Genomic DNA, 15,272 nt, shown 5'->3' on the forward strand with positions numbered 1-15,272 from the left:
TAACAATGAAACGTTCTCATCTTTGGGTTTTAAATCCGTGCTTGCTTGCCATGCTTTCTACCTCTGCGTGGGCGGAAGAACAAAAGGAAGAAGATATTGTGGTCTCCGCCAGCCGGGCACATCGCAGCGTGGCAGAGATGGCGCAAACCACCTGGGTTATTGAGCGGGCGGAAATTGAGCAGCAGGTTCAGGGCGGGAAAGAGATTAAAGACGTGCTGGCCCAGTTGATCCCCGGCATGGACGTCAGCAGCCAGGGACGTACCAACTACGGCATGAACCTGCGCGGTCGCTCCATGATGGTGATGGTGGACGGCGTACGTCTGAACTCTTCCCGCAGCGACAGCCGCCAGCTCGACTCTATCGATCCGTTCAACATTGACCGTATCGAAGTCATTTCCGGCGCCACCTCGCTGTACGGCGGCGGCAGTACCGGCGGGCTGGTGAACATCGTCACCAAAAAAGGCCAGCCGGAGACCGAGGTGGAGTTCCAGACCGGGGCAAAAAGCGGGTTTAACAGCCATAACGACCATGATGAGAACGTCTCCGCAGCCGTGAGCGGCGGCAATGACAACGCCTCTGGCCGTCTGTCGGTCTCCTATCAGCGCTACGGCGGCTGGTATGACGGCAACGGCGACGAGGTGATTATCGATAACACCCAGACCGGCTTGCAGTATTCCGACCGTATCGACGTGATGGGGACAGGCACCATCAACATCGACGATCATCAGCAGCTCCAGTTAACCACGCAGTACTACAAGAGCGAATCCGACGGCAAGCACGGCCTGTTCCTTGGGGAGAATTTCGCTGCGGTCACGGGCGATGCCAAAGCCTATAACAAAGATAACCTGAACTCTGACCGTATCCCGGGCACAGAGCGTCACCTGATCAACCTGCAATACTCGAACACCGATTTCTGGGGTCAGGATCTGGTTGCGCAGATTTACTACCGTGACGAGAGCCTGACCTACTACCCGTTCCCGACGCTGAGCAAAGGCGCGGTGACCAGCATTGGCGCATCCCAGCAGAAAACCGATTTTTACGGCGGCAAGCTGACGCTGAACAGCAAGCCGATAGACGACCTGACCCTCACCTGGGGTGTGGATGCCGACCACGAAACGTTCGATGCCAACCAGCAGTTCTTTGACTTGAGCAAAGCGGCGGCGAGCGGCGGCATGGAGCTGGACAATGCCTACAACGTGGGCCGTTATCCGGGTTACAGCATTACCAACCTCGCGCCGTTCCTGCAAGCCAGCTATGACATTGACGCCATCACCCTCAGCGGCGGCGTGCGTTACCAGTACACCGAAAACAAGGTGGACGATTTTGTCGGCTACGCCCAGCAGCAGGCAATCGCCACGGGCAAAGCGACCTCCGCTGACGCGGTGCCGGGCGGGAAAACCGACTACAACAACTTCCTGTTTAACGCCGGGATCCTTGGACGTCTTACCGAACAGCAGCAGCTGTGGTTTAACTTCTCCCAGGGCTTCGAGATCCCGGACCTGGCGAAGTACTACGGCTCCGGCACCTATCAGCTGGTCGATGGTCACTATCGCCTGCAAAACAGCGTCAACGTGAACGACTCAACGCTGGACGGTATTAAGGTCAATGCCTACGAGCTGGGCTGGCGCTTCACCGGCGATAACCTGCGTACCCAGGTGGCGGCGTACTACTCGCTCTCGGATAAAACCATCACCATCAACAAAAGCGACATGACCATCAACCTGGAGGACGACAAACGTCGTATCTATGGGGTTGAAGGCCAGGTGGACTATTTCTTCACCGACAGCGACTGGAGCACCGGGGCGAACTTTAACGCCATCAAGTCCGAAACGCGTGAAAACGGGAAATGGGAGAAGCTGACGGTCGACAGCGCCAGCCCGTCTAAAGCCAGCGCATGGGTTAACTGGGCGCCGGGCGACTGGGCCCTGCGCGTGCAGAGCACACAAACCTTCGACGTGTCTGACGCCGACGGTAAGAAGATTGATGGCTATAACACCGTTGATTTCCTTGGCAGCTACGCCCTGCCGGTGGGCAAAGTCAGCTTCAGCGTGGAAAACCTGCTGGACAAAGACTACACCACCGCCTGGGGCCAGCGCGCACCGGGGCTGTATAGCCCAACCTATGGCTCACCGGGTCTTTATACTTATAAAGGCCGTGGACGTACGTTTGGCCTGAACTACTCCGTTCTGTTCTGATCCTGCGCGCCGCCTGCGGGCGGCGCGATTTGCTGTGCAATTTGAAAGCAAATTTGCTATTAAATCATCGGTTTGCTGAAATTCTCGGCAAACGAACAAAAACGGTGTTTTCCCCTTTGACAAGGCGCACGCAGGTCGATAATATGCGCCTCGTTCACACGATTCCTCTGTAGTTCAGTCGGTAGAACGGCGGACTGTTAATCCGTATGTCACTGGTTCGAGTCCAGTCAGAGGAGCCATTTTCAAGAAAGCAGACGTTCACTAACGTCTGCTTTCTGCATTTCTATCAATTGGTTATCCCCTCTCAGTCGTTCACCCTCGTTCACTAAAAACCACTCGAAGCCATATCATTTTGATGGTAAAAATGCTGGTAATGCTGGTTCGATTTCCCTTTTACCAACAAACGAGGGGATATTTTTATGTCACTGACTGATATCAAAGCAAAAAATGCAAAACCCCTTGAGAAGGAATACAAGCTGACTGATGGCTTTGGTATGTTCCTTCGCGTTACCCCGAAGGGTTCCAAATACTGGCAAATGGCTTACCGCTTCGAAGGGAAACAAAAACTCTTCTCTATTGGTGTTTACCCTGCTGTTTCTCTTTCTGACGCAAGGCAACGCCGTGATGAGGCCAGAAGGCTTCTGGCTCAGGGTATTGACCCTAATGCAAAGAAACAGGCAGAGGTTAAAGAGCTTAAAGCCAAACGTGATAATACACGCTCCTTCAGAACAGTAGCCAAAGCGTGGTTCTCCACGAAAACAAAATGGTCTGATGATTATGGTGATGCCGTATGGAAGCGCCTTGACACTTATGTCTTCCCGGTAATCGGTGACAAAGATGTTGCCGAACTGGATACGGGTGATCTGCTGGTTCCGGTGAAAAAAGTTGAGGCTCTTGGTTATCTTGAAGTTGCCATGCGCATTCAACAATACATTACCGCGATCCTACGTCATGCCGTCCAGCAAAAGCTGATACGCCATAACCCAGCCTATGATATGGAAGGTGCAGTTCAGAAACCACAAACTGAACACCGCCCTGCACTTGAGCTGGAAGAAATACCCCAGCTACTGAACAAAATTGCCGAATACAAAGGCCGCAGGTTAACCATACTGGCAATACAGCTCAATCTGATGATTTTCATTCGTTCCAGTGAGCTTCGTTTCGCTCGCTGGTCTGAAATTGATTTCAAAAGTAAGTTATGGGTGATACCCGAACAGCGTGAAGCAATTGAAAACGTCAAACATTCGACTCGTGGTGCCAAAATGAAGCGTAAGCACTTCGTTCCCCTTTGTAAGCAAGCTATGAGGATACTAAAAGAGATCCGACAACTGACTTATGAAGAAGGCCATGATGATGGATTAATCTTTACTGGCTGTTATGACTCGTTTAAACCCATGAGTGAAAACACCATCAACAAAGCCCTGCGTAATATGGGATATAACACGAAGCAGGACATCTGTGGACACGGTTTCCGCACTCTGGCCTGTAGTGCCTTAATTGAGTCCGGCCTATGGTCAGAAGACGCTGTAGAGCTTCAAATGAGCCATAAGGAAAGCAACAGCGTCCGTGCTGCTTATACCCACAAGGCTAAACACCTTGATCAACGCGGTCTGATGCTCCAATGGTGGGCTGACTACCTTGATGCAAGCAGAAACGGTATGGTAAGGCCGTTTGAGTTTGCTACAAATAAATAAAGGGAAAGGCCGTTCGCGGCCTTTCAACTTCATACTTAATTACAGTCTATGCTGAATATGATACTGAATCTTTTTCTATCGCTAAACCAGCGATTTTTTCCAGCATTATTTCCCAGAGTGCGTATTTTCTTTTGTGCTCAATAAACAGAGATTTTAAATACTCTTCTGTTGAAGGGATTTTTTCAGTCCATGCAATATCTTTACTGTAATCAATGCTTTTTTTCATATCAGATGCCGCATAGGTGTAGTATTTACTCTGAGAACGACTGATACTGTCCTCTGCCAGCACTCTACGGAGCAGAATTGCAGAACATGCATAGCCATGCCTGTAAAGCTCACTCGATAAGGTACGAACAAAAGAACCGCGTAATAAAGACATCATCTCTGCGATTTCATTTTCACTCGCATTCATGACTTCAGAATCAAGTTTTCCATAACTATCTGTCCCGGACAAGAAAAGAATAACAAACGGAAAGCCTTTGTTCTTTGCTATGCCAGAGAACAAATCCAGTGAGTCATTATTTTTCTCTACCCGATTATAGATATTATAAAAAATAACATCACACCTGTTCTTAAATCCGTCTATACAAATTGTTTTTGCCTGCTGAATCTCGCCTTCTTCAATCAACGCCAGAGCCAACACCTCAGTCCATTTATCACGAAGCCCTGCCTGATCAACTGATTTATCTTCTTTGATTTTATTGAGAACCTGAATGGCTTCCTCAGTGCACAGTTCATCAACCAGCAACTCAGCAAACTTAATGATGTATTCTGGCTGGTTCAGTTTTCTTTTCTCAAAGCATTGCCTGATGAAATCAACATCCCTGATATACAGACTTAACTCCACAGCATAATTAACATCACCTGTCTTAAGAAGACTTTCCCTTAAAGCACGAATAACATTGTATCCCAGCTCTTTTTTATACTTATCAAAAATATCAAAGTTAAAATATACATCACCTTTAAGCACGGAAAGTATTTTATCCGCTATAACATCAATGCTTTTGTCTTTTTGTAGGGACAGGGATTTTAACCATGTTTCGACAGCACCATTATAATAGTCCATCCATGATCCATCTGATGTATCAGCAATTTCGCTGATTTTATCAAATGAGAGCAGTAAATCATGGCAAAACGCCTCGGTTTTTTCAGGCAGCGTTGATACCGTCTTTTCAAGTGGAAATATGACATTCCTGTATAGCCCCTCAAAAAAAACCGCTGCTTCATAATAATCATAGAAGCGTTTTGTTTTAATTACCCTTTTGTATTCAGCCTCAGCCTTTTTCAGTGATTCTTCTGGAGTTAACAGATATTTATTAATAATAAAGGATTTTGCCTGACCATTATTCTCTGCAATATCACAAATTATTTGCATGAGTTGATCGGCAGGCATTTCCTTGAGTAAAGCAAGTTGTTTCTTGTTCAGTTTAGCCATCATCACATCCTGATAATGTTTGGTAGACGCATAAAAGCTAATTGTACTAATACAAGGACAGGATATTCAATAAATGCATTAACATAATGATTTAAAAAGAAATCTGTAGCACACTGTTCATTGATGAAATGCACTATTTACCGTAAAATATCCCCCATCACACAGTAACCTGATACAGATACGTGGAATGGTCAATGAACAAACTTTCGCCTGAAATGCCCGAACTGCAATCAATGAATATCACTGCTGATAACATCACCAAGCTTAAATCATTGTTTCCTGAAGCCTTTAATGAAAACGGCATTGATTTTGACGTTTTAAAACAGCTTTTGGGTGAAAATGTAGACGAAAAAGAAGAACGCTATGGCCTGAACTGGCATGGTAAGCGTCAGGCTCGTCAGCTTGCTCTTACCCCTTCCCGTGGCACCTTACGCCCATGTAAAGATGAAAGCGTTGATTGGGATAACACCAAGAACCTCATGATCGAGGGTGATAACCTTGAAGTGTTAAAGCTTCTTCAAAAAAGCTACACTGGAAAAGTTAAGCTTATATATATTGATCCTCCTTACAACACCGGGAAAGATTTTGTTTATCCTGATAACTTCCAAGATAATATGAAAAATTATCTTGAAATCACAGGGCAAACAGAAGAAGGTGTCCGGGTAAGTACAAATGCAGAAACCAGTGGTCGTTATCATACCGATTGGTTGAATATGATGTACCCCCGTATAAAATTAGCCAGAAACTTACTTTCTGACTCTGGCTTTATTTTTATTTCAATCGACGAACATGAAGTCCATAACTTATGTAGTTTATGTTTTGAGATATTTGGAGAAGAGAATTTTATAGCTCTTATAGCTAATACAAACAATCCTAAAGGTCGCTCTGATGATAAATTCATAGCAACTGCTCATGAATATATACTTGTAATGACAAAAAATATAACCCATGCTAAAACTTATGGGTTTGAACCTGATGATAAAATCCTAAAAAGATATAATAAGATTGATGAAGCAGGTGAAGTCTTTCGTGATATGGATTTACGTAAAACAGGTGATGCGGACCGAAGACAAGATCGACCTGATATGTTTTATTATTTCTACTATGATGAAGTAAAAAACAAATTATCTGTCTCTAAAGATCAAAAAAATGATGGTCTTATCGAAATAAAACCTATTCGAGATGATGGTACGGATGGCCGATGGAGATGGGGATTTGATACAGCAAAAACAAAAATCGAGAGTGTATACGCTAAATTTATGCCTACTAAAAAAATGTGGGGCATCATGGAGAAAGACTATCTATCCAAAAGGGATGCGGTAAAAGCCACCTCCTCATGGACACATAGAGACGTAAATAGTGAAAGAGGAAGTGAACAATTTATTGAAATTGGATTCGACAAAGAAGTTTTTTCTAGACCAAAACCTTTAGGCACTCTTCTTCGCATAATAGAAATAGCTACTTACCCTAATGAGGAATGCATAGCACTTGATTTTTTTGGCGGTTCAGGAACTTTTGGTCACGCTGTTTTCACAGCCAATGCAATTAAGAATAGGAAAATCAAATTTGTGATTGCGCAACTACCAGAATTAGTTGACGAAAACACTAAGGAACAAGCCATTGCAGCAGCTTTTTTGAAGAAGCATGGAATGTCTTTAAAAATATCAGAAATCACAAAAGAGCGCCTACGCCGTGCAGGTAAAAAGGTTCGTGAAGATAATCCTGACTGGAATGGTGATGTCGGTTTTCGTGTGTTTAAACTCGATACATCTAACATTCGTCCGTGGGAAGCCACAGCAGAAACCCTTTCAGAACAGCTTGATGCTTATGTAAGCCCAATCCTTGAAGGTCGTAGTGAAGAAGACTTGCTGACTGAACTGATGCTTAAGCGTGGTATTGATCTGAGTGTAAACGTTGAAACCCGTCAGTTTGATGGATTAACCGTTTCTTGCGTTGACGGTGGCAAATTGTTTACCTGCTTTGCCAAACAAATCCCTGCATCTTCAGTAGAAGAACTGACCAAGGGGATCATCGACTGGCATAAGAGTTTAAAAGTTGGGAAAGATACGGTCTGCTATTTCCTTGATGATGCGTTTGAAAATAACGTTGCTAAAACAAATCTTTGCGCCATTCTGGAACAGCATGGCCTGACTAACCTGCACAGCCTGTAAGGGAAAGAGATGAAACTACATTTTGAATCTGACCTTACCTATCAGCAAAACGCCATAACTTCGGTCTGTGATTTGTTTGTGGGACAGGAGAAGTGGGAGAGCGAAATGACTGTGCTGGCCCCAGCTCAGGGTGCACTCTCATTTGAAGGCGCAACAGGTTCAATGCCTGTAAACCCACAGATACCCGAAGATGATGTTCTGCTGAAAAACTTAAACAATGTTCAGTTGAAGAATCAGCTTCCACCTTCACCTGTGCTCGACAGCCATGATTTTACTGTCGAGATGGAAACAGGGACAGGTAAAACGTATGTTTATCTTCGCACCATGCTTGAGTTGAATAAACGATATGGCATGAGCAAATTTATCATCGTAGTTCCTTCCGTTGCCATCAAGGAAGGCGTTTATAAAACACTACAAATCACTGAAGAACATTTTAAAAGCCTCTATGCGGGAATTCCATACGAATACTATCTGTATGACTCGTCTAAACCTGCGGATGTGCGAAATTTTGCAACCAGCTCTGTTATGCAGATCATGGTAATGACAGTTGGTGCGATTAACAAAAAAGACGTTAATAAGCTCTATCAGTCCAGTGAAAAAACAACCGTTGACGATCTGGATAAGCCAATTGATCTGATACGTGCTACACGCCCAATTATTATTGTAGATGAACCGCAAAGTGTTGATGGTGGCTTAAATGGTGCGGGTAAAACCGCACTTGATGCTATGCACCCAATGTTCACCTTACGCTATTCAGCGACACATGTGCATAAACATCATATGGTGTATCGCCTCGATGCCATTGATGCTTACAATCAGAAACTGGTCAAACAAATTGAAGTTGCCGGGCTTGAAGTCCAGAATGCAAGCAATAGCCCCTATGTAAAACTGGTCAGTATTAACAGTAAGAAGAATAGCATTAGCGCGACTGTTATTGTTGATATAGCCGATAAAAAAGGGGGCGTGAATCGTTCTGAGATTACCGTGTATGACGGTACGGCACTTGATGACGAAACGGGGCGTGATATTTATCAGGGATACAGGATAAGCGAGATCCGCACGGGCAAAGAAGGCTATCTGACACTGGAAACGCCTTCTAATACCTACTATATGCAAGTTGGTGATGTCGTGGGTGATATTGACCCGATGCTCATCCAGCGTCATATGATTAGGCGTACAATTCGTGAACATCTTGATAAAGAACTTCGACTGAATTCCCAGCAAATCAAGGTTCTCACCCTGTTCTTCATTGATAAGGTTGATTTCTATCGCCAGACTAATGAAGAAGGACTTCGTGAACCGGGTGAATATGCTCGTATCTTTGAAGAAGAATATCTAAAAGCGATCAAAAGCCCCGCATATAAAGATTTGCTCCCTTCTCATCCAGAACATGCTAAAGACGTTCATGATGGTTATTTCTCCATTGATAAAAAAGGTGGATGGGCTGAAACAACCGAAAGCAATAATGCAGGCCGCGAAAATGCGGAACGCGGTTATAACCTCATCATGAAAAATAAAGAGAAGCTTTTGAGTTTCTCGAATCCGGTGAGGTTTATTTTTTCACACTCTGCTTTGAAAGAAGGCTGGGATAACCCCAATGTGTTCCAGATCTGTAGCCTTCGAGAGATGGGAAGTGAACGAGAACGTCGTCAAACATTAGGGCGTGGTCTTCGTCTGTGCGTTAACCAAGAAGGTGAACGTGTTCGTGATGACAGCATTAACATTCTGACTGTCGTTGCCAGTGAAAATTACGAAGCCTACGCTGAACGATTACAGTCTGAAATTGAGAGCGAAACGGGTATCCGTTTTGGTATTATCGAAAAAGATGCATTCGCCCATCTGATCTTCTCTGATTCCTCACAAGGTGTAGGAATCACCGGTTCGCATGACATCTGGTCTGAACTACAGACTGAAGGTTATCTGGAAAAATCGGGAAAAATCACTAAAACCCTGAAAGAAACTCTTCTCGATGGCACTTTTGCTGTTAGCGAAAGGTTCCTTCCTCTTCAGGAGCAAATTGAGGCTATCCTGCGTAAATCAGCAGGGCGACTCAATATAAATAATGCTGATGAGCGTAAAGTAATCAAATACCGGAAAGAGGTCTTAAACAGCCCTGAATTCGAAGCGTTATGGCAGCGCATTTGCCAAAAAACACTGTATCGTCTGGCATTTGATGAAGATGTATTGATCAAGTCCTGTATAAAATCACTTTCTGAAATGCAGCCTGTAGCAAAAGCAATGGTCAGTTTCAGCAAAGCAACAATCAAACAAAGTCAATCTGGACTTGATGTCAAAGCTCAGTCTAATGGGACAACAAGCGCTGTTATAGATGTTGCAGAGCAGCCACTGCCAGATATTCTTGGTGTTCTACAGGAAAAAACCGGACTGACAAGACGCAGTTTAAGCACCATCCTGAAAGAGAGTGGAAGACTCGCTGATTTTGCTAAAAATCCACAGCAGTTTATCAGTGAAGCTATAGGCCGAATCAACTACTGCAAACGCCTGTCAATTGTTGATGGTATTAAATATTATCCACTAAAAGGAGAGGTGTATGCGCAAAGTCTCTTTATGGATAAAGAGCTAACAGGATATGCCCGTAATCTTTTTGAAACCTCGTCTAAGTCAGTTTACGAATACGTTCCTAAAGATTCTGAAGTCGAAAGCCGTTTCGCTCAGGAACTCGAAGAACAGGATGAAGTTAAGCTTTATGTGAAGCTTCCCGGTTGGTTTAAAATTCCGACTCCACTGGGAACTTACAATCCTGACTGGGCCTTAGTTATTGAAGACAATGGTGAAGAACATATTTACTTTGTTGTAGAAACAAAAAGTAAACACATTGGTCTTGGTAATGAAGAAGATGCGAAAATTACTTGTGGAACAGCTCATTTCAGTGCTTTAAAAGAAGAAAACACTAATGCAGCAAAATATATCAGAGCGACAAATCTTACAGAAGTAATAAGCAGCATTTGATTTTTATAAATGATATATCTTGGCGATTAGGTAGATACCACTAACTCTTTTTAAATTACTCAAAGCACCGTCTGATGGCGGTGCTACGTGAAATCTGGCTGGTTTTAAAGTTTTGAACACAATGCAACAGCTCTAACACAACCTTCAAAACTTCCCGGTGGTACAACTACGAATCCTGTAGTCGTAGGATAAGAAGAATCAGGAGCATTCCTTCCTTCACTTCCATACCAACTGGTTAAATTATATCTTCCAGAAATAAATTTACTACCACTCGTACATGTAGCCGTTGATGTTTTTCCATTAGAACACACTGAAGCACCATACACTAAGAACCTATCCCATAAGGAATTGTCAGATAATGCAATATGATAATTTCTTTTGGGATAGGTTCTTATTATTTAATATATTATTTTTTGATTTTCAATTTTTATAATGTATTTTAATATATTAAATTTATTATAAATCATCTACATTGATATAATCTTTGTGTACTTTTTGTAGTCACACCCTGCCCATTATCTGGACGGATTGTAACGCTTGTTGATATTGAACTCATTATGACCACTGATGTTTTTCCCGATGGGCAAGAACATGCGTTTGTATCTGTATTTGGAGTCGAACATGTTGCACTATTACCATCTTTAGTATTAGTAGAGTAAAGCCCACCACCGCCACCAGAAGCTTTTGTCCATTTACCACCGACACATGACAACAACAATCCCGTTGAATCCGTGCCCTGTAAACCATTTGGTGAACAGTTTGCTCCTACATTTGCTTTCCCATTAATATATAGGAACTCCCCTGCATTCAGTCTGCCATCAGCATCAATATTACCATTGGAATGAATATAGTTAGAGTTAAGATTACCCGAGGCCCAGACATACTGAGCATTAACCTGATGCCCGACATTAACATCATTGGAAGCGTATATATTACCGCTGCTGTTCATATAGGCATTAACAGCACCACCTGAACCAGCACCAACCGTACCAGCAGCATAGACATCATTAGTTCTTAAACCACCACTCCAGCCTGAAGGCAAATCATTAGGATCAAGACCATTGGTAGAAAGGCGTTGTTGTATCAAAGCATTTTTCCATACTTTTAATACAGTTGTATAATTTGCAGCATTAGGAGAGTAGATACTTAAGGGGCGAACACCATTGCTGAGCCTGATTTCATAATCGTCGCCAGCGCCATCGCCACCGAATGTAATAGTATCACCATACCCATTATGAGCAGTAACCTGACCAGTGGCAGTGACACTTCCTGCCGTAGTAATATTACCACCGAAATTACCTGTTCCCGATGCAGTAATATTTTTAACATTATTTATATCGTTCCCACCCATGTTTAGATTACCCGTCATAGGTAATGTTCCATCACGACGAAGATAGATAGCATATAACGAGCTGTTATACCCGACTCTGAAGGCAAGTAATCCATCTCTTGTAATATTGTTGAATGCGGTGTTTTGTTCCTTCCACTGGCTTTGGAATCCAGCAACAGAGGTCGCATCCTTTGTCATACCACTGTCAACACCAGCAACTTGCATTGCTTTACCAAGAAGATCATAACGGATGTGTCCGCCTTCGATCCATGCTGATGATGTTGTAATCAAACCGTTAATAACATAGTTAGGTGCGGTTCCTTCACGTTTAAGTATAATTTTATAGGGAGACTTATATATGTTATTCCCGTTATATGATGCAGGTAGTAATCCCTCATTAACAAGAGTATGGTAATCAATTTCACAGCCTGTAGAATTACAGGTTCTTGGTCCCGGATCGCTACTTTGATTACTGCTTGATGTCAGTGTAGATAGCTTATCATATCTCATACTGATATAACCATTAACTGCCTCACCTAATTGTTTAATTTGTTCCCCTGCTGTTTTAGCAACTAAATCCTCTTGTTCAACTTTCATATCTTGGAATTTTATTAAAGCTATTGCACTGCCGATGCCTAGAGCAAGGATCAGCTCCAATAGTGAAAATCCCTTTTTTATACCAAACATTTTCATTTCCCACCTCACATAATAAAATATATAACCCTACAATTAACAGAGGTGTAAAATAAATCAAGGCCGCAAAAACACAAATATAGAAAGCATGTATGAAAATTAGACGGACGGGCTACTGGATGTATTCTAAGAAAATGATACTTATTATTAAAATAATAATCTCACTGTGATGGTGAGATTATTACACGAGAGAGAAAAACAATTTATATGGACGTGAAAATCAACTTATTACTGTTTCCACCTTTATCACACTCTGTAGCAGCAGACGCCACATTTAAAACTCCACCTGCTGCTTTAACATTACCTGCCGTTCCTACACCAGCCGTGTAGAAGTTTCCTGCTGCCGCAGTGATAATTTTGGTACATTCAGATGCGGGAACGTTTGAATAGGTGATAGTAAATGAAGAACCATCCGCCCCTGACGGACCAGTTTTATCCGCAGCCAATGTAACATCTCCTTTGAAAGCATTGATGGGCTTAGCGGCTGAACCAGAACCACTCAACATGTTATCCGGGAATATCTTCGCCTGAACAGCAACAGAGTTAGTTAATCCAGTAAAACTGGAGGCAGAAGTGAAGAGTGCTTTCACACCAGCCTGTATCGTTGCGATGTTATTACTTTCAGCCTGTGCTCTCTGTGATGCCTGTACTTTAGGATATACTATAAAAGCCGCTACAACTAAGGCTGCGATAATACCTAAAACAAGTAATAGCTCTAAAAGAGAGAAACCTTTTTTACTTTTTTTGTTTTTAATTAATACTGTTTTTTTCATTTCCTTTATATCTCCTTGGTTAACTTGAAAGATATAAAATAGATAGCGGATAAATCATATAAAACAATACCAAATAAAACTTTATCTAAACTTAACCGATAAACGGACGACCTTTAAAGAACAAAAAAACACAGAGGAAAAACAAGATTTTTTCTATTGGATGATAAATAATACTTTCAATTTAATGGATACTTAGATAATTGATGATTATTTTAAAAGAAAAAGGGCCGGGATAAACCCAACCCTTTAACTGGAAGAGAACTTCCTGACTTTATTAAAACCACCGCAGATTTACAAGATTGAATATGGAGTTATTCATCTGTAGTAGTATTTATAAAATATAATTAAAAAAAGTATTTGTCAAAAATTTTTAAAGAAACATGCCATTAATTAAGAAAAATAAAAAACAACAACCGACCTATAAGGGTTAAATAGGGCGGCTTGTTGTCAGGACGTGAAAAAATGTATTTTATTATATAAGGATTGAATGTGTTAATTTAGAAATCAACATATGATGTTAATTAAAATATTATTGTTTGCATGTCAAATTAAATATTGAAGATTATATTAAGTTTTTCTACCTTTCATGCTAGCCAGAAATAACAACCCATTTTTTCTAAATCTCACCTTATCGTCAGGATGTAGATTTGGGGTCTCCAACAGCATTCCTAAAACCAGTTCCTTATCAACCGTGAAAACATCACAATCTAATGCTTTAGCAACTTCTGCACCTAGAATGATCTTCTGACGAGTTTCAATCTGTTTAGTTTCTTGCTTGGATTTATGTTGTAAGCGATTTAAACGCATCTGAGCTGAAGCCAACTGCTGTTCTAATGTCTTTTTAATACGTGGCTTAGTTCTGTTTTTTTGCTTTTCTGATATGTCATCCATAATCGTTCCTCTTATCGGTTATATATGGATCATATACAACAATAGAACTTTATCGTCAAATCGACTTTTACAAAAGATCCGACATTTAAGTAATTATTCTTATCGCTTTCTATAATGTGGGAACTTATGTTTTAACTCATTAAAACATTCAACTACGTTTTGATGTTCAATTGAAAAGTAGTCAATGCTTCTTTGTAAAAGCTCATTGGCAACGTCAACGACTATATCACTCCCTTTATTATGATTATAGACAGTGAACACATCGGCAATCCAATGATAGCAACAAAGCGTTAATAACATACAATAGTCTTGATGCTCTTTAATCCCCGATATGAAAGTATAATCATTATAATCTACCTGCCTTGTTCTTTTATAAAATCGTTTAAGAGTTGGTTTCATGATGATTAAGTTATTTTTAACCATGTCATAATGAATATCATCTGACACATAACCATTCTCCAGAAAAAAATGATTACTATGGACATAAAGGGAATAACCTAGTGATACAACAGAAACCCCATGCTTCTTACATAAAGACTCTGAAAAAACTGGATGAGTTTCTATATATCTTATAAACTCACTTTCCTTAAGATTTTTTGTTTTCAATTTCCCCATGTATTCCCTCTTATAAAAAATAATAATATCATCATTAATGAATGGATGCTTTAACGACGAAATGACACTGGTTTTTTCCATTCAAACTCTGCTTCAAACCTTTCTTTATTTCTTTCATTTTTAATCTGCTCAGCCTTACGTTGAGAACGTATTTGTTCTCTTGCAACACATAATACTTTCCTTCGCTCCTCTGCTGTTAATTTTTTCCCTTTAACTCTAGCCGCTGCATGAACAGCGTCATCAAGAAATCGCTTTTCCGTTAATGACACTCGCTGCAATCTTCCACCACTATGTTGCTTTTCATTTTTTAATTTTTTTGAAGTGTTATCAGTTACATTTTCAGCCGCTTGTATTTTATTAATCACTATATTCTCCTTATTTTTCATAATTTACTAATTAATACAACTAAAACAAAAGAAACTCAAATTAATCTATGTAATTTATTTATCTTATAGTTCTAATTATTTGTCGTTAGTGCCTTTATAAAATGGCACCTTACTTATTT

Annotated in this window: 10 protein-coding genes and 1 tRNA gene; 5 read left to right on the plus strand and 6 right to left on the minus strand. The window is 41.5% G+C overall.

The window, feature by feature from the left end:
* The first annotated feature begins 5 nt into the window (after window positions 1-5).
* The 3 genes from KTH07_RS11820 (at window position 6) to KTH07_RS11830 (ending at window position 3,889) form a co-directional block, all read left to right on the plus strand.
* The gene (locus KTH07_RS11820; protein WP_023303946.1) at window positions 6-2,195 is read left to right on the plus strand and encodes a TonB-dependent siderophore receptor; all 2,190 of its coding nucleotides are present in this window, start codon (window positions 6-8) and stop codon (window positions 2,193-2,195) included.
* 163 nt (window positions 2,196-2,358) lie between these two features.
* A tRNA-Asn gene (locus KTH07_RS11825) sits at window positions 2,359-2,434 on the plus strand.
* Between the two features lie 180 nt (window positions 2,435-2,614).
* Window positions 2,615-3,889, plus strand: a complete 1,275-nt coding sequence (locus KTH07_RS11830) for an integrase arm-type DNA-binding domain-containing protein (RefSeq protein WP_075606780.1) — start codon at window positions 2,615-2,617, stop codon at window positions 3,887-3,889.
* Window positions 3,890-3,935: 46 nt separating this feature from the next.
* Here KTH07_RS11830 and KTH07_RS11835 read toward each other — a convergent pair whose 3' ends face one another.
* Complete coding sequence (locus KTH07_RS11835) at window positions 3,936-5,324, minus strand: SpnT protein (protein WP_075606781.1); 1,389 nt, start codon at window positions 5,322-5,324, stop codon at window positions 3,936-3,938.
* A 194-nt stretch (window positions 5,325-5,518) separates the two neighbouring features.
* Here KTH07_RS11835 and KTH07_RS11840 point away from each other — a divergent pair, with 194 nt between their 5' ends.
* Together KTH07_RS11840 and KTH07_RS11845 are read left to right on the plus strand one after the other, a co-directional pair.
* On the plus strand, window positions 5,519-7,495 hold the full coding sequence (locus KTH07_RS11840; RefSeq protein ID WP_075606782.1) for a site-specific DNA-methyltransferase: 1,977 nt from the start codon (window positions 5,519-5,521) through the stop codon (window positions 7,493-7,495).
* Between the two features lie 9 nt (window positions 7,496-7,504).
* Window positions 7,505-10,465, plus strand: a complete 2,961-nt coding sequence (locus KTH07_RS11845) for a type III restriction-modification system endonuclease (RefSeq protein ID WP_065519844.1) — start codon at window positions 7,505-7,507, stop codon at window positions 10,463-10,465.
* Window positions 10,466-10,928: 463 nt separating this feature from the next.
* On the opposite strand, the gene pilV is transcribed toward KTH07_RS11845, so the two are convergent.
* The 5 genes from pilV to KTH07_RS11870 all read right to left on the minus strand — a co-directional run bounded on the left by pilV (window position 10,929) and on the right by KTH07_RS11870 (window position 15,132).
* Window positions 10,929-12,488, minus strand: a complete 1,560-nt coding sequence (pilV, locus tag KTH07_RS11850; protein ID WP_004164871.1) for a type II secretion system protein — start codon at window positions 12,486-12,488, stop codon at window positions 10,929-10,931.
* A gap of 203 nt (window positions 12,489-12,691) precedes the next feature.
* Window positions 12,692-13,261 carry a type 4 pilus major pilin gene (locus KTH07_RS11855; protein WP_004151475.1) on the minus strand — a complete coding sequence of 190 codons (570 nt, stop codon included), beginning with the start codon at window positions 13,259-13,261 and terminating at the stop codon, window positions 12,692-12,694.
* Window positions 13,262-13,828: 567 nt separating this feature from the next.
* On the minus strand, window positions 13,829-14,152 hold the full coding sequence (locus KTH07_RS11860) for a conjugal transfer protein TraD (RefSeq protein WP_004151476.1): 324 nt from the start codon (window positions 14,150-14,152) through the stop codon (window positions 13,829-13,831).
* Window positions 14,153-14,251: 99 nt separating this feature from the next.
* Window positions 14,252-14,848: a hypothetical protein gene (locus tag KTH07_RS11865; RefSeq protein WP_004151477.1), complete on the minus strand. Its 597-nt coding sequence runs from the start codon at window positions 14,846-14,848 to the stop codon at window positions 14,252-14,254.
* On the minus strand, window positions 14,818-15,132 hold the full coding sequence (locus tag KTH07_RS11870; protein ID WP_072065658.1) for a hypothetical protein: 315 nt from the start codon (window positions 15,130-15,132) through the stop codon (window positions 14,818-14,820). The genes KTH07_RS11865 and KTH07_RS11870 overlap by 31 nt, the downstream gene beginning before the upstream one ends.
* Between the last annotated feature and the right edge of the window lie 140 nt (window positions 15,133-15,272).

It is taken from the genome of Enterobacter cloacae complex sp. ECL72, assembly GCF_019056635.1.
GTDB lineage: Bacteria > Pseudomonadota > Gammaproteobacteria > Enterobacterales > Enterobacteriaceae > Enterobacter > Enterobacter hormaechei_C.